15 protein-coding genes are annotated in these 17,907 nt (G+C 52.7%); 6 read left to right on the top strand and 9 right to left on the bottom strand.

The annotated features are described in order from the left end of the window. Window positions 1–176: 176 nt before the first annotated feature. On the top strand, window positions 177–1,445 hold the full coding sequence (locus tag NSU01_RS03220; protein ID WP_042133311.1) for an NAD(P)/FAD-dependent oxidoreductase: 1,269 nt from the start codon (window positions 177–179) through the stop codon (window positions 1,443–1,445). Between the two features lie 78 nt (window positions 1,446–1,523). On the opposite strand, the gene NSU01_RS03215 is transcribed toward NSU01_RS03220, so the two are convergent. Continuing rightward, complete coding sequence (locus tag NSU01_RS03215; RefSeq protein WP_144026147.1) at window positions 1,524–2,792, bottom strand: ABC transporter permease; 1,269 nt, start codon at window positions 2,790–2,792, stop codon at window positions 1,524–1,526. Continuing rightward, a complete protein-coding gene (locus tag NSU01_RS03210; protein ID WP_042133307.1) occupies window positions 2,771–3,514 on the bottom strand; it encodes an ABC transporter ATP-binding protein in 744 nt (247 codons plus the stop codon). The genes NSU01_RS03215 and NSU01_RS03210 overlap by 22 nt, the downstream gene beginning before the upstream one ends. A gap of 404 nt (window positions 3,515–3,918) precedes the next feature. Here NSU01_RS03210 and NSU01_RS03205 point away from each other — a divergent pair, with 404 nt between their 5' ends. After that, window positions 3,919–4,386: a MarR family transcriptional regulator gene (locus NSU01_RS03205; protein WP_039309924.1), complete on the top strand. Its 468-nt coding sequence runs from the start codon at window positions 3,919–3,921 to the stop codon at window positions 4,384–4,386. A gap of 125 nt (window positions 4,387–4,511) precedes the next feature. Here the strand turns inward: NSU01_RS03205 and NSU01_RS03200 are convergent, their stop codons facing one another. The 3 genes from NSU01_RS03200 to NSU01_RS03190 all read right to left on the bottom strand — a co-directional run bounded on the left by NSU01_RS03200 (window position 4,512) and on the right by NSU01_RS03190 (window position 7,081). Continuing rightward, window positions 4,512–6,017 (bottom strand): MDR family MFS transporter, encoded by a 1,506-nt coding sequence (locus NSU01_RS03200; RefSeq protein ID WP_042133304.1) that lies wholly within the window; start codon window positions 6,015–6,017, stop codon window positions 4,512–4,514. Between the two features lie 26 nt (window positions 6,018–6,043). Then, window positions 6,044–6,604: a GNAT family protein gene (locus NSU01_RS03195; RefSeq protein ID WP_076246246.1), complete on the bottom strand. Its 561-nt coding sequence runs from the start codon at window positions 6,602–6,604 to the stop codon at window positions 6,044–6,046. A gap of 177 nt (window positions 6,605–6,781) precedes the next feature. Continuing rightward, window positions 6,782–7,081 carry a hypothetical protein gene (locus tag NSU01_RS03190; protein ID WP_039309934.1) on the bottom strand — a complete coding sequence of 100 codons (300 nt, stop codon included), beginning with the start codon at window positions 7,079–7,081 and terminating at the stop codon, window positions 6,782–6,784. A 221-nt stretch (window positions 7,082–7,302) separates the two neighbouring features. Here NSU01_RS03190 and NSU01_RS03185 point away from each other — a divergent pair, with 221 nt between their 5' ends. Beyond that, complete coding sequence (locus tag NSU01_RS03185) at window positions 7,303–7,782, top strand: GAF domain-containing protein (protein WP_039309920.1); 480 nt, start codon at window positions 7,303–7,305, stop codon at window positions 7,780–7,782. Window positions 7,783–7,927: 145 nt separating this feature from the next. Here NSU01_RS03185 and NSU01_RS03180 read toward each other — a convergent pair whose 3' ends face one another. The 3 genes from NSU01_RS03180 to NSU01_RS03170 form a co-directional block, all read right to left on the bottom strand. Next, window positions 7,928–10,360 carry a glycogen/starch/alpha-glucan phosphorylase gene (locus tag NSU01_RS03180; RefSeq protein ID WP_042133302.1) on the bottom strand — a complete coding sequence of 811 codons (2,433 nt, stop codon included), beginning with the start codon at window positions 10,358–10,360 and terminating at the stop codon, window positions 7,928–7,930. A 105-nt stretch (window positions 10,361–10,465) separates the two neighbouring features. Beyond that, window positions 10,466–11,569: a glucose-1-phosphate adenylyltransferase subunit GlgD gene (glgD, locus tag NSU01_RS03175; protein ID WP_042133301.1), complete on the bottom strand. Its 1,104-nt coding sequence runs from the start codon at window positions 11,567–11,569 to the stop codon at window positions 10,466–10,468. A 22-nt stretch (window positions 11,570–11,591) separates the two neighbouring features. Then, entirely contained in the window at window positions 11,592–12,755 is a 1,164-nt protein-coding gene (locus NSU01_RS03170) for a glucose-1-phosphate adenylyltransferase (RefSeq protein WP_039309915.1), read from the bottom strand. Window positions 12,756–13,234: 479 nt separating this feature from the next. Here NSU01_RS03170 and NSU01_RS03165 point away from each other — a divergent pair, with 479 nt between their 5' ends. The 3 genes from NSU01_RS03165 (at window position 13,235) to NSU01_RS03155 (ending at window position 16,338) form a co-directional block, all read left to right on the top strand. Then, on the top strand, window positions 13,235–13,921 hold the full coding sequence (locus NSU01_RS03165) for a response regulator transcription factor (RefSeq protein WP_042133300.1): 687 nt from the start codon (window positions 13,235–13,237) through the stop codon (window positions 13,919–13,921). Continuing rightward, the gene (locus tag NSU01_RS03160) at window positions 13,918–15,546 is read left to right on the top strand and encodes a HAMP domain-containing sensor histidine kinase (RefSeq protein WP_042133299.1); all 1,629 of its coding nucleotides are present in this window, start codon (window positions 13,918–13,920) and stop codon (window positions 15,544–15,546) included. Before NSU01_RS03165 ends, NSU01_RS03160 begins: the two co-directional genes overlap by 4 nt. A gap of 225 nt (window positions 15,547–15,771) precedes the next feature. After that, window positions 15,772–16,338, top strand: a complete 567-nt coding sequence (locus NSU01_RS03155; protein WP_042133298.1) for an FAD-dependent oxidoreductase — start codon at window positions 15,772–15,774, stop codon at window positions 16,336–16,338. A gap of 570 nt (window positions 16,339–16,908) precedes the next feature. Here NSU01_RS03155 and NSU01_RS03150 read toward each other — a convergent pair. Beyond that, complete coding sequence (locus NSU01_RS03150; protein ID WP_076246243.1) at window positions 16,909–17,892, bottom strand: glycosyltransferase family 2 protein; 984 nt, start codon at window positions 17,890–17,892, stop codon at window positions 16,909–16,911. Window positions 17,893–17,907: the final 15 nt, after the last annotated feature.

Below are 17,907 nucleotides of genomic sequence, written 5' to 3'. Positions count from 1 at the left end.
GAATAATTGCAATCACTCCCCAATTTGGACAAAATACCCTTTCCCCTTAGATTAAAGCACAACCGCGCACTCCTGACAACGATAATCACATCAAGCCTCTCCGGGTCTGGCTACACTCCGGCCGGAATGGTATGATGCCGTTAGCAGAGTGCTGCAACATGTAAAGGAGCAGAGTTATGAGTAACTATGATGTAATTGTCATTGGAGGCGGCCCGTCCGGATTAATGGCCTGCGTAGCGGCAGCCGGACACGGGGCGGCTGTATTATTAATTGATAAAGGTGCCAAGCTTGGCCGGAAGCTGGGCATCTCAGGCGGCGGACGCTGCAATGTTACCAATATCAAGGAAACTGCGGAGCTGATCGCCCATATCCCGGGCAACGGCCGTTTTTTATACAGCTCATTCGATCATTTCAACAACCGGGATATTATTGAGTTCTTCGAAGCCCTCGGTATCGCCCTGAAGGAAGAGGACAACGGTCGGATGTTCCCTGTATCGGACAAGGCTGCAAGTGTTGTCTCCGCGCTGGTTGGCAAAGTGCGCAGTCTTGGCGTACAGATTATGACAGACAGTCCGGTGCGCGAGGTTATCTATGAGAACGGTGCGGCCACGGGCGTACGTCTGGAATCGGGAAAAGCCTTCAGTGCCGGGGCCGTTATTATCGCTACTGGCGGCAAATCGGTGCCGCAGACCGGCTCTACCGGTGACGGCTATCCGTGGGCCGCTGCTGCCGGACATACGATCACGGAGCTGTTCCCGACGGAGGTGCCGATCCTTTCAAGGGAGGAATGGATTAAATCTGGTGAGCTGCAGGGCTTATCCCTGCGTGACGTGAGTCTTACGGTCTGGAATCCCAAGGGCAAGAAGGTGATCTCCCACCGCGGAGATATGATCTTCACTCATTTCGGGCTGTCCGGCCCGATCGCCCTGCGCTGCAGCCAGTTCCTGCGCCAGGTTCAGAAGAAATCAGGTACAGATACCGTAGAGTTGTCTATCGACCTCTTCCCCGACCTGACTCTGCAAGAGGCAGAGAACCTGCTGCAGAATAAGCTGGAGCTGGAGCCCAAGAAGGCCATCCGCAATTCGCTGAAGGGCCTGCTGCCTGAGCGCCTGATTCCGCTGCTGCTGGCCAAAAGCGGACTGGACGGTGAGCTTACAGGTCATCACCTGCCGCGGACCGGTCTTCAGGCACTGGCTACCCTGCTGAAGCGTATGCCGGTACTGGTCTACGGAACGCGTTCCCTGGCAGAAGCTTTTGTGACTGGCGGAGGGGTGAATCTGAAGGAGATTGATCCGAGAACAATGGAATCGAAACTTACGCAGGGGCTGTATTTCTGCGGCGAGATTCTGGATATTCACGGATATACCGGAGGTTATAATATTACGGCTGCCTTCTCGACCGGATACACAGCCGGCAAACATGCGGCCGGGCAAGTGCACGGATAAGCAGCCGCTGAGGCTCCCGGGCTCATTCCTGTAATTAAATAAGCCTTCCTCCAGGTGCGGAGGAAGGCTTATTGTATGTTATCTGGCAAACCGCATGACACTGAATATACGGCCAATCCAGATGGCTGCCGCAGCGCCTACCGGTATAAAGAGCAGGAGCCCCCACCAGCCATACACGGGGATGCAGACAACGGCTGCACTGAGGACCGCAAACGGCATTAATAGAATCGGCATGGCCTTGGAACCGGCATCCGCCTTCTGCGCTTTGGTGAACGGCAGAATACCGATATAGTCATCGCCGGAGAACAGCAGCCAGAAGGAAGACAGCCAATACGCCATCAGTGTTGTCAGGATGGCAAACAGCAGCCACTTCAGAACGGCCGGCACAATAAAGATGGCCACAAGCGCCACGCCGGTAAACGACAAATACAGCTTGAAGTGGGCCGGATTGCGCAGCATCGCCTTGACCGCTGCGGCCGAGAAGCGGCTCTCCGGTTCCTTCGAGGCCAGCAGCGGCTGCGATTTGCGGAAGATCCACGGTTTATACCGTGTAGGCCGCGGCTTATCCAGTACTCCGCGCAGCAGAATGGCCGCAATCTTCATCCGCTGCTTGTAGTCTTCGCGCACATCGTTCATGAAGGTGCCGCGCAGCCGCAGGCGGGTCCTGAACACTATGGCTGCCATCACAGTGAATCCGCCAGCAGCAATGAACAGCAGGACGGGGCTGTCCTTCCAGAGGATTGCCAGACGCAGATAGACACCGCAGGGCACGGTGACAGCCGGAATCAGCCACAGCCAGCGGCGGAAGCCCTGCCGCTGCACCTTAACGAAATGGCCCAGCAGCTTAACGGACCAGCTGCAGGTTATCGTCAGCGCGAGCAGCCCGTAGGCCCCTGCCGCACTGACTCCGAAGCCCTTGATAAGAAACGGCAGCAGAATGGCAAAGGCCGCCGCCATCTTCAGCGTGGTTACCGCAAGGCTGTAGACCATTCCCCGCAGGATAATGGTGCTGATCCAGTTCTGCCGCTGTCTAAGAAACAGCGAGTCACCTTCCTGCAGCAGCAATACGATTCCTCCGGTAGCCAGCAGAATGGCCAGCAGCGCAGGTACGACCATATAGGGGACAGTGCTGATCCACGCCGGCTGCTCCCCGTTCCAGTACCCATAGTAGAAGCGTCCGCCAAGCAAGCCTCCCGGGATAATAATATACAGCAGGACGGTCCAGTCCACAGCTGTACGGATAATAGTAGACTGCTCACGGAAGTGGGAAGCCAGCCGGCGCCGGAAAAGAGCAGCAGCTGTAGGAAACGCAAATGAATTCCTGCTCATGTTAATTCGTCGAAGCAATCAAACAACGACCCCTCCGGCAGCCCTGCATCCCCGCGTATACCTTCCAGCGTGCCCTCGGCAGCAATTCTGCCGCCGGAGATTAATATGAAGCTGTCACAGATCTTCTCCGCTGTATCCAGAACATGCGTAGACATCAGCACCCCGGCTCCACGCTCGCGCTCCGCCTCAAGCAGGCGCAGGAAATCCTTGGTTGCCCGGGGGTCAAGCCCGATGAACGGCTCGTCCACGATATAGACATCGGGCTGGACCAGAAAGCCCAGCATCAGCATCATCTTCTGCTTCATGCCCTTGGAGAAGCCGGCAGGCAGATCATTGCGCACACTTTCCATACCAAACTGGGTCAAGAGCTTCTCCGCTGTGGACTCGAAGGTTTCATAGCTTAGCCCGTAGGCTGCGGCCGCGAGATCGAGATGCTCCCACAGCGTCAGATCTTCGTAGAATACCGGCTGCTCCGGCACATAGGCATAGGACTTGTTCTCGCCGCCCAGCTTCACCTTAGCCTTGGCATGCTTCAGCAGGCCGAGCAGGGTCTTGATCGTAGTGCTTTTGCCGGCCCCGTTCGGTCCGATTAATCCAAGCAGCTCGCCCTTACGCACCTGAAAGGAAATCCCTGATATCCGTATATCTCCGGCTTCATAACCGGCTTCCTCAATAACAACATCAAGCACGATATCCTCATCGTCTTCACGCTCTTCGTAATAATTCGTAATCTGGTCCATACAACTCTCCATCTCCTAGGCAATCGTTCATAGTAATGCGATCATAACACCATAGACGGGTCTATGCTGCAAAAAATTTCACCACCGCTATCCGTCAGCGGCCTGGTCTCTGTATCCCATTATACGAATTACCGGGGGCAGACCTCAAACCCGCGCCGGATCCCACTATTTCCACCCCTGCGTTACAGCTTAGGTACAGATCATTATGTGAAAATCGTGTGAAATCCGCAGCAGCTATGCACCATCAAAAAATTGTTTGATTTTTAATAATTAAAAGTGTGCTTATTGTGACAAATGACATGTTCTTCATTCTTTGTTTGAAGTAATGTAAAGCTAGATCAAGAAAAGCAGTATTCCAAACCGTGCGGGGAAGCCTGTACGATTAACAATAGAGGTGGAGAAGCATGATACAATCATATGAACGCGATACTCAATTGACACTGCATTTGTACCGGGTTTTTGCCAAGTCTTTCAAGAGCATTAACGAACACGCCGTTACCGGCAGCAAGATTGAAGGATTCAATCCTACAGCCTTCGCCGTTATGGAGGTCCTCTATTATAAGGGGGCACAGCCTATCCAGCAGATCGGTGCCAAGCTGCTGCTGCAGAGCGGCAACGTTACTTACGTAATCGACAAACTGGAAGAACGCGGCTACCTGCAGCGCAAGCCCTGCCCGAGCGACCGGCGTGTGATTTTTGCCGAGTTGACTGTAGAAGGCGAGCGCCTGATGAACGAAATGTACCCGAAGTATTCGGAACGCCTGCATCTGGCTTTCAGCGGACTGAGCGATGAAGAAAAGGAACAAATGATTATTCTTCTGAAGAAGATGGGCCTGCAGGCTGAGAAGCTCTCCCCGCTTCCACGCAAATAAGCGCAGTTGAGGCAGATGCAGTTGTGAATCTATTCACTAACCTGCTTAATAGTAATGATAACAAAGCGGCAGCGCAATCCTGATGGATGCGCTGCCGCTTTGTTATGAATAAGCAGGCTTGAAGATTATGGCTTGGACGCGGTACTTCCCTCTTGAATGGTTGGCAGCCCTTTATTAAGCCCCGCAGAAATAACCAGGGAGGCCACAGCAAAGACGGCCATCACAATGAAGAGCGAGTGCAGGCCGCTCTCCAGCGCGCCGTGCAGACTGCCCCAGGCCTCAGCGGACAGGGTACTCCCGCTATGCGGGTTAAGCAGCTGGTTGATATCAGCCCCTGTAGCAGAAGCCCCAGGCTGTTCCGCCAGCTTCCTGTCGATATTGTAGTTCAGCCAAGACCCGAAGATCGCTACCCCCACCGTCTGCCCGAGTGAACGGGTGAAGGTATTCAGGGCCGTTGACGCACCGCGCTGCTCATGCTGTACAGAGGATTGCGCGATAATCGTGAAAACTGTAGAAGCATAACCAAAACCTACGCCGCAGAACAGCATCAGAATCAATAGCAGCAGCTGGGACGAATCCCCGTTCATCAGAGTCAGCCCTACCGCTGCTACAACAATCAGCGACAGCCCCAGCATCCCTGTACGGCGGGTACCCGCGCGCAGAATCATTCTTCCGCCAGCGATGGAGCCGAGCATCCAGCCCACCGACATCGGGGCGAGCAGCAGGCCCGAGAGGGCTGCGCTTTTACCGAAGACGCCCTGCACCCACAGCGGCACGTATGTAGACAGCCCGATAATTAAGGTGCTGACCAGCAGGTTAGCTCCTGTAGAGACAGCGATATTGCGGATAGAGAACAGCTCCAGCGGCAGCATTGGCTCGGGAGCACGGCGCTCCACGAACAGGAACACGGCCAGCAGCACCGCAGCCCCCGCTAAGATAGCCAGCAGCAGCGGAGAGTTCCATGCCAGACTCTGCCCTCCCGCCGTAAGACCAAAGAGCAGCGCTCCCATTCCTGCCGCGAACAGCAGCACTCCGGCCACATCGATTCTGGTCTTGCGCCGGACCTTCTCTTCCTTCAGATACCGCGAGATGAATATAATAGATAGCAGCCCAAAAGGCAGATTAAAGACAAACACCCAGCGCCAGCTCAAATAATCAACCACATAACCGCCAAGCAGCGGTCCTACGAGAGAGGAAATCCCCCATACCGAGCTGAGCAGCCCCTGAGTCTTCGCCCGTTCCTTAATGCTGTAGATATCCCCGATAATCGTAAAAGTCATAGGAATGAGCGCACCCGCACCGATCCCCTGTATCCCCCGGAAAATAATCAGCTGCTGCATGCTCTGCGAAACCCCGCATAACAGCGAGCCTGCCAGAAAGACCACGGCCCCGCCAATGAACACAGGCTTGCGGCCAATCAGATCACTTAACTTGCCAAAAATAGGCGTCGTAACCGCCATAGCCAGCAGATAAGCGGTAAATATCCAGCTGAGCCACTGCATGCCCTGAAAATCGCCGACAATGGCCGGTCCCGCCGGTCCTGTGACCGTACCTTCGATTGCTGCCAGAAAAGTGGCCAGCAGTACTCCAATTAAAATTAACTTGCGTTCAGTTTCACCAGGTGACTTCAATCAATCCAAATCCTCTCTCTATGTTCTCAGCCCCGCACTTTCTCTCCTTGCAGCAAGGAATACATCCGTACATCCTGATAGCCGGAATCCGTATGCCGGTACTGACGCAGCAGCCCTTCCTGCCGGAAGCCGAGCCTTGTAATCAGCTGCTCCGCCCGGATATTGTCAGGATGGCATAAGGCTTCAATCCGGTTCAGCCCCATGCTGCCGAAGCCGAATTCCAGCATAAGCTCCAGCGCTTCCCGCATATACCCCTGACCCATGGCGGCAGGTGACAGCTCGAAACCGATCTCCCCCCGGTAAGCCCCCTCAAGCTGCCAGTGATTATAGCCGCAGCTTCCGATAACCTCTGCTTCCGGCCCCAGAATACTCCAGCGTATGCTTTCTTCTTCCCGGGCCATCTGTGCCAGCAGAGCAATCAGTGCTCCCGCTTCTTCTGCAGAGGACAAGAAGGGGGCATCCAGCCAGGGCGCAACCTGAGGATGGCACCAGATCTCAAACAGCGCTCCTGCATCTCCGGCAGCCATAGCCCGGAGCCGCACTCTCCGGCCGGTTAATTCCGGAATTACTCCGCCGCATATATACATCTTCCCGTCCCCTTCCATCCTAATAAGTATACATCAGATGTAAGCATTACCTTAAGCGAAATCTGACATGAATCCGAACTCCACACTCCACACAAATAGCGCCTGCTCCGCGCGGCTTGCTTCCGCGCGATCAGACGCCGTACGTTTTCTGAACATGAATGGTTACTTGATGTAGAATTAACCCGATGTACCCGCAGCCTTAACCGGCTTAAGCACTTCGGTGCATAGCACTCCCAGCTTGGCCTGAATCGCTTTGAATTCCTCTATTCCCGTTCCGGTAATGCTGTATGCCTCACCATGGGCCGTGAGGAAGTTCTCCTGGGTCAGCCGCTCCAGCTCCTGTTTCACTTCGCGTTCCGCTACCCGGTATCCCAAATCCTCCAGCTCCGGCTGCATCTCCGTCAGTGTCAGATTCCTCTCATGTGCGAAATAAAGCATATGGATTCCTATAAACAAGTTCTGTACGTCGGCGCGCATATTCCACTCCTTCCGGCTATAAGCCTTCGGTATATTTATAAAAGCATTACCCTGCCCGGGGTTGCCGGAAACATCCGCCCGGAGACAATTCATACATCTTCCTGATCTTCCACTAACCGGATAATTCCGTTATTGCTTGACGTATTGCGCTCCGCTGTACTATCTTGTTAGTTAACAGTTATGGATTCATACTGACTCAAGGTACAGGAAGGTGATGCTTCATGTTTCAAGCCATGCCTTATGATGGCACCCGCAGTGAACGGTTCGAAGCCGTTCTAAGCCAGCTCGGGGCACTTATGGAGGGCGAGCCCAATGCTATCGCCAACTTATCCAATGCTTCAGCTCTGTTAAAGCTTTCTCTACCGGACACCAATTGGACCGGTTTCTATTTATTTGACGGCAAAGAGCTGGTTCTGGGCCCGTTCCAGGGACTTCCGGCATGCATCCGTATTCCGCTTGGCCGCGGCGTATGCGGAACAGCGGCTGCGGAACGCCGCACCCTTGTCGTAGGCGATGTCCATGCCTTTCCGGGGCATATTGCCTGTGATGCTGCCTCGAACAGCGAAATCGTAGTTCCGCTGGTTAAGGGGGATACCCTGTACGGCGTACTGGATATCGACAGCCCGCTCAAACACCGCTTCGACGATGAGGAACGCCGTTTCCTTGAACGGTTCGCAGCCATGGTATCCGAGGTGCTGTAATTCTCCTCCTCTCCATATGCCTTAGCATGAAGAAGCCGCTCCACTGCAGGAATGTCCTGCTGATGGAGCGGCTTCTTCATGTGCATGTGCAGAAATAGCACAGGCTGAGGCTCCTGTTGCGGAGATTCAGCCTGTAGCTGACGCGTTATACCTTAACCGGATGGATATGCCAGATCTCGGAGGCATAGCGTGCGATCGTATTATCACTGGAGAATTTGCCGGAATGGCCGATATTGATAATTGACTTCTTAAGCCATTCCTTCTGGTTGCGGTAGGCCAGGTCAATCTTGACATGGGTCTCCACATAGCTGGCGAAATCCTTGAGGACGAAGAACTCATCATTATTATCAAGCAGCGACTGGTAGAGCGTATCGAATTCCTGGGCATGAGCGCAGAACGGTCCAGGTACAATCAGCTGATCCAACACTTCCTTCACCCGGCCGTCGCCATTATAGATATCGCGGGCGTGGTAACCGCCGTACTGGTAGTAGTCCATGACCTGCTCTGCCCGGAGACCGAAGAGGAACATATTATTGTCTCCTACCATTTCGTGCATTTCCACGTTAGCTCCATCCATCGTCCCGACAGTCAGCGCACCGTTCATCATAAATTTCATGTTCCCGGTACCGGAGGCTTCTTTGCTCGCTGTAGAGATCTGCTCACTTACATCCGCTGCCGGAATAATCTTCTCCGCCAGCGATACCGAATAATTCTCCAGGAAGAAGATGCGGATCTTCCCGTTAATGTCCGGGTCCTTATTCACTACATCAGCCACCGTATTTATCAGTTTGATGATCCGCTTAGCCAGATGATAACTCGGGGCCGCCTTCGCACCGAAGATGAACGTACGCGGTACGATGTTCAGCGAAGGGTTGTCTTTGATCTGATTGTACAAATGCATAATGTGCAATACATTCAACAGCTGGCGCTTATAGGCATGCAGCCGCTTCACCTGCACATCGAAGATGGAGTCGGGGTCCACCCGGACACCGTGCTTCCCGTAGATGTAGTCGGCCAGATGCAGCTTGTTGCGGCGTTTGATCGCAGCCACCTGCTCCTGGAAGGAGGAATCCTCACTGTATTTGATGAGTCCGATCATCTCCTGCGGCTGATGAATCCAGCGGGTGCCGATCGATTCGCTGATCAGTCCGGCAAGCTCCGGATTGGCATGCTGCAGCCACCGGCGGTGTGTGATGCCGTTGGTCTTATTATTGAAGCGGTGCGGATACATCTCATTGAACAGGCGCATCTCACGCTTTTGCAGAATTTCCGTATGCAGTGCCGCTACGCCGTTTACGCTGTGGCTGGCCACGATGGCGAGATGCGCCATCCGTACCTGATCATCATGGATGATGGCCATCTGATTGATCCGGTTCTGGTCTCCCGGATACTTGCTCATCAGCTCTCCGCAGAAGCGGGCATTGATCTCCTCAATAATCAGGAAGATGCGCGGAAGCAGCTCCTTGACCATGCCAAGCGGCCATTTCTCCAGCGCCTCACTCAGAATGGTATGATTCGTATAAGAGACCATACGTGTCGTCATGCCCCAGGCCTGATCCCAGCCAATCCCGTGCACATCCATCAGTATACGCATCAGCTCAGGGATAACCAGTGTAGGATGCGTGTCGTTAATATGCAGGGCCACCTTGTCAGGCAGGCTGTCAATTGGAGCCCCTGTCTTGGCGAAGGTACGCAGAATACTCTGCAGTCCGGCACTACACAGGAAATATTGCTGTTTCAGCCGGAGAAGCTTGCCTTCGTATTGTGAATCATCCGGATACAGGAACTCCGAGATGGATTCTACGGAGCGTTTATACTCCAGGAACTTGTGATAATCTGTCCCCCCCAGTGCACCGAAGACTCTCGAAGGCTGTGTGATCGACTCTGCACTCCAGTTGCGCAGTGTATTCACATGCCTGCGGTCTGCCCCGATCACCGGAATGTCATACGGAACGGCCCTCACGGCTTCATAGTCCTTGTGCTCAAAGAACAGCTCATCATTCTCCCAGCGGGTATCCACATGTCCCCAGAAGTGCACTTCCACCTGCTTGTCTTCACGGCGGACTTCCCACACATTATCATTCTGCAGCCAGTAGTCCGGCAGCTCTACCTGATATCCGTCTACAATCTTCTGCTCGAACAGGCCGTATTTATAGCGTATGCCGCAGCCATGCCCTGCATATTGCAGTGAGGCGAGTGAATCCAGGAAACAGGCAGCCAGGCGGCCCAGACCGCCATTACCAAGCCCTGCATCCGCTTCAACCTCCTCGATATCCTGCAGGCAGAAGCCCAGCTCCGAGAGTCCTTCACGGACAACCTCCAGCACACCCATATTCAGCAGGTTATTGCCCAGAAGCCTGCCGATCAGAAACTCCATGGAGAAATAATAGACCTGCTTATCCTGATCGATCTTGAACTTCTGATTGGTGTCCGCCCAGTTCTTGCCGGCATTCTCGCGGATCATATTCCCGAGGATATTGTAAATATCGGCGTTCGAAGCTTCCTCCAGCGGTTTGCCTAATTTCCCGATTAGTTTCTCGCGGAACACTTGTTTGAAAGTCTCTTTATCGTTGAACAACAGCAGGTTCCTCCTAACAGATGCTTGTATTTGTGGAAAAATATTGCCTATTACAACACTGGATCAGAAGAACTGCCGCACTGCACAGTTCCCCTGATCCAGATATTATATCTTGCTGCTCTTGGCAATGACAAACGGACGCCTGCTGTCTCCGACGAGTATCCGTTCCTTGCTCAGATGCACGTCTTTGTCCATAATGACATTCTCAATTACGGCATTCTCTTCAATTACACATTTCTGCATGATTACAGAATTGATGATTTTGGCTCCCTTGCGAACCTGCACACCACGGAAGATTACACTGTTCTCCACGGTTCCGGCAATAATACAGCCGTTGGCTACCAGCGAATTGCTGACCGAGGCGCTGTCCAGATAACGGGTAGGGGCTTCATATTTAATCTTGGTCTGCACCGGACTCTCTTTGAACAGGCCGAAATAATTCTCCTGCTTCAGCAGCTCCAAGCTGTTCTTGTAGTAGCTCTCCAGCGAATTGATAACGGAATGATAACCTTTGTATTCATAGGCGGCAATCTTGAACTTGTGGCGGTTCTTCTGAATGGCATCGCGGAAGAAATAACTTTCGCCATGGGCGATGCAATGCTCCACCTGCTCCAGGAACAGCTTCTTCTCCATAATAAAGATATCCAAATATACATTGGGATGATGCTTCTCATGGTGAATATTCGTTACTGTGTTGTCTTCATCGACCTCTACCCGCAGGCAGGGATCATGCTCCGGCTGCAGCTGATCGATCTGCTTGTAGACCATGGTCACATCTGCGCCCTGCTCCAGGTGGTATTGGTATACATCCTGCAGATCAACCGTATTAATGTGCTGGCTGCCGGAGAATACAATATATTTGGCAGACGCCCGTTTGAAGAAATCCAGATTGTTATGATAATGCTGCAGATCGCCAAGGGACGTGTCCGTAGGGTCATTCCAGTCCGGCGGCAGAATGAACAAGCCGCCATGCTTGCGGTTCATGTCCCAGGATTTCCCGTCGCCGAGATGGTCCATCAGCGAGCGGTACTTGCGGCGGACGAACAGTCCCACGCTCTCCAGCTCCGCACGCATCATGTTGGACAAGACGAAATCGATCAGCCGGTAGCGGCTGGCGAACGGGACCGCTGCCCCGCAGCGGAAATAGGTCAATTCATTTAAATTATCCAGTTCATGGTCAAGATTGATTACGCCCATAAGCTCTTTCATCGGTATCCCCCGTCCTCTGTGGTTATATGGTTTTGGCTGCTACGGATTTGTTTTTTTTGCTGCGTTTGTCAATCAGCAGAATTTCGTCCTCATTCTCCCGATCGACGCCGATTTCCATATAATCCTCAATGACTGTGTTCTCACTGATGATGGCTTTGTGAATTCTTACATTCTTGCCGATCTTCACCTTAGGCATAATTACAGAATCCGTAATCACGCTGCCTTCGCCCACTTCTACCCCATAGAACAGTACCGAATGCTTAACCTCGCCGTATACAATGCAGCCTTCGTTAATAATGCAGCTGGATACCTTGGCTCCAGGTGCAACATATTGCGCTGGCTGATTCGGATTGCGGGTGAAGATTCTCCAGCTGGTATCATTCAGGTTCAGCGGAGGATTGTCACTCAAGAGATCCATGTTCGCTTCCCACAGGCTGTCTACAGTACCGACATCTCTCCAGTAGCCTTCGAATGGATAAGCATACAGGGACTCTCCGTCATTCAGCATCAGCGGAATGATGTCCTTCCCGAAGTCATGGGACGAGCCGGCGTTCTCCCCGTCCTCAAGCAGATGCTTGCGGAGAACATCCCATTTAAAAATATATACACCCATAGAAGCAAGTGTGCTCTTAGGTTTGGCAGGCTTCTCATCAAACTCGTAAATTTTGAGGTCGTCTTCCGTATTCAGTATGCCGAAGCGGCTCGCTTCCTGGAGTGGCACGTCAATGACCGAAATGGTGCAGTCGGCGTTCTTGGATTTGTGATACTGCAGCATAGCATGATAATCCATCTTGTAAATATGGTCACCGGACAGAATCAGTACATGCTCCGGATCAAATTGATCAACGAACTTCAGATTGCGGTAAATCGCATCAGCCGTGCCCCGGTACCAGCTGCTTCCATTCTCCCGCTCATGCGGCGGCAATACAAACACCCCGCCGTCCTTGCGGTTCAAATCCCAGTCACTGCCGACTCCAATATACGAATGCAGCACCAGCGGTTCATACTGTGTCAGTACACCCACTGTGTCGATACCCGAATTCGAGCAGTTGCTTAAAGGGAAGTCGATGATGCGGTAGGTTCCTCCGAAATAAACAGCCGGTTTGGCAATCGATTTGGTTAATCCCTTCAATCTTTTTCCTTGGCCTCCCGCCAATAGCATGGCTACCATCTCTTTTTTCTTCATGGAAGAGCCTCCTTGACTTATGGGTAGTGAAACATGTAATAAATAGGTTGAATGATTGGTGCGGTGTAGTGTAGATCCCACATTGAAACCCAAAAAGAAATGAAGCGGAAAGAAGCAAACCATAAGAAATGCTTGTGACAGGAATGAATAAGATTTAAAACGGGGGAGGAAACAGAGAATTGGGACATGCTGCCGGTTTTGTCAGGAAAAACGCTCAAAACCGGGATTGTATCCTTATTGTAAAGTGTTCTCTACCCGCCGTCAAAACCCTTTATTGTCCGCTTCAAAAACTTTTAATTTCTAACTATATTCCTTATTAATAACATTAATATTTCCGTATAATTAGATTAACCATTATGATTAACCATGAACGACAATTCTGAATCCAATCTTTGGCTCCAAAGACCTATTTTCAGCAAACGTTCAACGTATAGCGTCATACTATGGACACTATAACCACTGAATATGGAGGAACGCTAATGAAAGCAGCGCAAGGCGTCCGATTGCTTCTGGTGGATGATGAGCCTCATATCCTCCAGTTTCTCGAACTGGGATTAATGAACGAAGGATTTGAAGTGCAGACTGCGCCGGATGGTGCAGGTGCAATCGCTGCGGCCGCAGAGTTCAAGCCGCATGTCGTGATTCTCGACGTCATGATGCCCGGCATGGACGGCTTCGAGGTCGTCCGCTATCTCCGTTCAGAGGAGGCAGAGGTGGCCGTGATCATGCTTACCGCCAAGGATGAAGTGGATGACCGGGTTAAAGGCCTGTCTATCGGTGCGGATGATTATATGGTCAAGCCCTTCAGCTTCGATGAGCTGCTAGCCAGGATTCAGGCCCGCCTGCGCAACCAGTTCCCGGGACTGCTCGGCGAGGTGCGCTGCGGCCCCTTCCGGATTGACGGCCGGCGCAAAGAAATCAGCCACAAGGAGGAGGTGCTGGAGCTCTCGCCCACAGAATATGAGCTGCTGCAATATCTGGTTATTAACCACGGGCTGGTGCTGAGTAAACCCATGATTCTGGACAAGGTGTGGGGATATGATTTCGGCGGCGAGGAGAACATCGTTGAGGTCTACATCCGTTCCCTCCGCGAGAAGCTCGGGGACAAGGATCACCGGATTATCCGCACCCTGCGCGGCGCGGGATACCGGGTGGACCTTGTATGATTGCCCGGACCCGGGGCTTCCTCAGCAAACTGCAGGCACCGCGATCCCTGCGCAAACAGCTGCTGGCCACCTCGCTGTTAATCCTGTCCGTATTGCTGATTCTGATCGGCGTACTCCAGTATGCTCTGATGCGGAATTTCATCTACAGCAACCGCGCGGAGGCGATGGAAACCCAGATGCGCTCCGTGCCGCGCGAATTCTATTACATTAACCTTAATAATCCTGCGGGAAATGCAGCAGATCTAAACAATAGTGCGGGGGGCAATATTCCTGGCGGAGCTGTAAGCGGGACTATAAGCCCTGGCAACACGCTCCAAGGCGGAACTCCTGGCGGGGCTGACAGCGCCGGGAATAACGCCAACATGAGCCCTGGCAACAAGCGGTTCTACGGAGACCGCCGCCCGCTGCTGCTTGATGCCCATACTACGATAGCCATATACAGCTCAGACGGCACCTTCAAGGATCTGCAGGAAGAAACCCTGTCTGGGTCAGTAGCACCAAGAATGAGCAACGGCGAATATAACACCCTGCTGAAGCAGGCATCGGATAAGGCTACCGGGAAATACAGGCTGATTACTGCAGCAGACGGCAACGAGCATCTGGCTGTCTTCATGAACCTTGGCAGACCGGGTGCTACTAAATTGTTGCTGCAAATGAGCGTAGAAACCGGCCCTCTGAGAGATGTGATTATGCAGCAGCTGCTTATTTTTGGCGCGTTATCGGTGGTCGCTCTGCTGGCCGGACTGTTCCTGTACTTACCCGCGCTGCGCAAAACGCTGATTCCCTTGTCCAAAATGGGAGAATCCGCGCAAAGCATCGACGCCGGCAATCTGGATGTGCGCTTCCCTGTAGATCAGGGCCAGCTTGAGGTCGACAAGCTCTCCCAGTCCTTCAACGGAATGCTGGAGCGTCTGGAGATTTCTTTTCACAATGAACGTGAGGCCAAAGAACAGATGCGCCGGTTCGCGGCAGATGCATCCCATGAGCTAAGAACCCCGCTGACCTCAATATACGGATTCCTGGAGGTACTGCTCCGGGGAGCAGCCGATAACCGGGACCAGCTCTATAGCGCGCTCAACAGCATGCATGGAGAGGCCAAACGCATTAACAAACTGGTGGAGGATCTGCTGCTGCTCGCCCGTATGGATGGTGCTCCGCAGCTGCGGGTCAAGAATCTGCTGCTCGGTGAGATGATTGACGAGATGCAGCCGCAGCTGCTGGTGCTGGCCGGCAAACGGAAGGTAAACTTCGATATTTCTTATGGTGTACGCGGCCCTGTTGACCCTGACAAAATAAAGCAGGTTATTCTTAATCTATTCCATAACGCCGTGCAGCATACGGATGCGGAATCCGGAGCGGTACAAGTCTCGCTGCATGCCAGAGGAACAGTGGCTGTTCTGACTGTGAAGGACAACGGCTCCGGTATTGCTGTCGGACATCTCCCGCATGTCTTCGACCGGTTCTACCGCAGTGATTCATCCCGCACCAGAAAGTACGGCGGCTCGGGGCTCGGGTTATCCATTACCAAGTCTATCGTGGAGGCGCATCAAGGAGAGATTACTGTAACCAGCACTCCTGGTGAATTCACAATCTTCCAAGTCTTTCTCCCCTGCCTGCCGGATTAGCTAATGACCTGTAATTAACGATATAATAGTAAGCAGAAGAAATAGCTGTCCTCATTGAGCATGGCTAACAAAACTTAAGCCCATGCTTCCGATGCGAGTTTTGTACGAAGTGAATTCACGGAAGCTGGGCTACAACAAAACTTAAGCCCACGCTTCCGATGCGAGTTTTGTACGAAGTGAATTCACGGAAGCTGGGCTACAACAAAACTTTTAGGAGGTTACATCATGTACGAAATCGCTATTATCGGCGCCGGTCCTGCCGGGGCAAGTGCCGCATTGTTCGCCGCCAAGGCGGGCAAAAAAACACTGCTGATTGACAATGACAAAGGCATGACCCGCAGAGGCTGGTATGAGAACTTTTACGGAATCAGCGAAATCGGCGGACCCGACCTCGTGGAGACCGGACATAAGCAGGCCGTGAAATTCGGAGCCGAGCTGGTCGCTGAGCAGGCTACCGGACTGAGCGCAAGCGGTGAAGGGTTCGTAATCGAGACGGAGAGCGGAGCTGCTTACGAGGCCAAGCATGTTATTCTGGCTACAGGGGTTCTCACCGATCTGGCCGCCAAGGCCGGAGTGGAAACCAAGGATGGCACGGAGCCGAGAATCAAGACAGTTATTGCAGCTACTGCAGAAGGCAAAACCAACATTGACGGCATCTGGGCAGCAGGAACAGTTGCCGGTGTGAGTGTGCACGCTATTATTACTGCCGGAGACGGTGCCAAGGTTGCGGTTAATGTTATCAGTGAGCTGAACGGTGCGCGGTATGTTGATCACGACTTGCTGAAGGCATAATTCACACAGACTAATAAGATTCCCAATAAAAAATGCATAAACGACCTGCCTTCATCATGGATGAAGGGCGGGTCGTTTTTTTGTTATAAGGGAGAAGAATCAGCTAGCCTAGCCGGGCTATTGTTGGCAGAAATCCGCTACTGAGTGTGCAAGCCTTGAACAAACACCTTTATCCGAGAACCGCTAAACGCAACAGAGTCTGCTGCAGCCTATCCAAACTGCGGATTGTTGTACTAAATGCAGGATTTCCAGCTCAGGACCCCCACAAAGTAAATATTGCTGCAGAAAATACAACATTTCAGCGCCATCGAGGCCCCAGCGCGCTAAATTGTTGCATTTCGTGCAAGATTTCCGATTTTTCCGGGTAAATGTCTTTGGATTGTTGTATTTTATGCAGGATTTCATGAGCCGGGTGCTGTAACGGGGCGTTGAACCTAAGAGGCTTTGGGGTTCGGGGGTTCGGGGGTCTGGGCGTTAACGATAATGCTCCAGAGTTCAGCCGCAGCAAAAAACTGCTCCGGACGATTACGGTTCGCTTGCCGTAATCGTAATCGTCCGCGCAGCCTTCCGTTATTTGTTGAGATGGGCTACTCTGTGCTTCTGTGCACTCTGCTGCTTCTTGCCGCCATAGAACTCCTGAACAATGTAGAGCGGACGTCCCTTGGACTCGTCATAGATCCGGCCGACATACTCGCCCAGCACACCCAGCATGATCAGCACAAACCCGTTGAAGGTTAGCGTAATCCCGATCATCGACGCCCAGCCCTTAACAGCCTCGTCCGTAAAGAGCGCCAGGTAGAGCACGTACATAAGGTACAGAAAGCCGGATGCGGACAGCAGTGCTCCCAGATAGCCCGCCAGCTTCAGCGGTTTGTAGGAGAAGGAGGTGATACCGTCCAGCGACAGCTTAATCATGCGTTTCAGCGGATATTTGGTTTCGCCCGCCAGGCGTTCATCACGCTCATATTCAAGCGCCTTCTGGCGGAAGCCCACCCAGCTTACCAGTCCGCGGACAAAACGGTTTTTCTCCGGCAGGCGTTTCAGCTCATCGCAGACTTTGCGGTCAATCAGCCGGAAATCGCCGGTATCTACCGGGATAGAGATATCTGTCGAATAACGGAGTATCCGGTAAAAGAGGGCTGCCGTCCATTTTTTGAACAGGGACTCCCCGTTTCGTTTGATACGCTTGGCGTAGACAACCTCGTAGCCTTTTTTCCACTCGGCAATCATATCCAGAATCAGTTCCGGGGGGTCCTGCAGATCCGCATCGATAATGACCACGGCATCTCCAAGCGCATAATCCATCCCTGCTGTAATAGCAATCTGATGGCCGAAATTACGGGACAGGTCAATCAGCTTCACACTTTCATCCCAGTAGCTGTACTCCTCGATCATCTGCGCACAGTTGTCCATACTGCCGTCATTGACGAAGAGCAGCTCATAGGACTCCCCTGTTGCTCCCATTACTTTCTTGATCCGCCGGTACGTCTCCTGAATCACTTCCTCTTCATTGAACATCGGTATAATTATGGAATAGCGCACTTGGGTGCTCATGGGCAGCTCCTCCTC

It is taken from the genome of Paenibacillus sp. FSL H8-0259 (assembly GCF_037963255.1).
Lineage (GTDB): Bacteria > Bacillota > Bacilli > Paenibacillales > Paenibacillaceae > Paenibacillus_AQ > Paenibacillus_AQ phytohabitans.
This window is presented reverse-complemented; position numbering and strand designations above follow the sequence as displayed.

Excerpts from the sequence above, each read along its gene's own strand:
- NSU01_RS03220 (WP_042133311.1), top strand. The coding sequence starts at position 177 with ATGAGTAACTATGATGTAATTGTCATTGGAGGCGGCCCGTCCGGATTA.
- NSU01_RS03210 (WP_042133307.1), bottom strand. The coding sequence starts at position 3,514 with ATGGACCAGATTACGAATTATTACGAAGAGCGTGAAGACGATGAGGAT.
- NSU01_RS03205 (WP_039309924.1), top strand. The coding sequence starts at position 3,919 with ATGATACAATCATATGAACGCGATACTCAATTGACACTGCATTTGTAC.
- NSU01_RS03195 (WP_076246246.1), bottom strand. The coding sequence starts at position 6,604 with ATGTATATATGCGGCGGAGTAATTCCGGAATTAACCGGCCGGAGAGTG.
- NSU01_RS03190 (WP_039309934.1), bottom strand. The coding sequence starts at position 7,081 with ATGCGCGCCGACGTACAGAACTTGTTTATAGGAATCCATATGCTTTAT.
- NSU01_RS03185 (WP_039309920.1), top strand. The coding sequence starts at position 7,303 with ATGTTTCAAGCCATGCCTTATGATGGCACCCGCAGTGAACGGTTCGAA.
- glgD (WP_042133301.1), bottom strand. The coding sequence starts at position 11,569 with ATGAAAGAGCTTATGGGCGTAATCAATCTTGACCATGAACTGGATAAT.
- NSU01_RS03170 (WP_039309915.1), bottom strand. The coding sequence starts at position 12,755 with ATGAAGAAAAAAGAGATGGTAGCCATGCTATTGGCGGGAGGCCAAGGA.
- NSU01_RS03165 (WP_042133300.1), top strand. The coding sequence starts at position 13,235 with ATGAAAGCAGCGCAAGGCGTCCGATTGCTTCTGGTGGATGATGAGCCT.
- NSU01_RS03160 (WP_042133299.1), top strand. The coding sequence starts at position 13,918 with ATGATTGCCCGGACCCGGGGCTTCCTCAGCAAACTGCAGGCACCGCGA.
- NSU01_RS03155 (WP_042133298.1), top strand. The coding sequence starts at position 15,772 with ATGTACGAAATCGCTATTATCGGCGCCGGTCCTGCCGGGGCAAGTGCC.
- NSU01_RS03150 (WP_076246243.1), bottom strand. The coding sequence starts at position 17,892 with ATGAGCACCCAAGTGCGCTATTCCATAATTATACCGATGTTCAATGAA.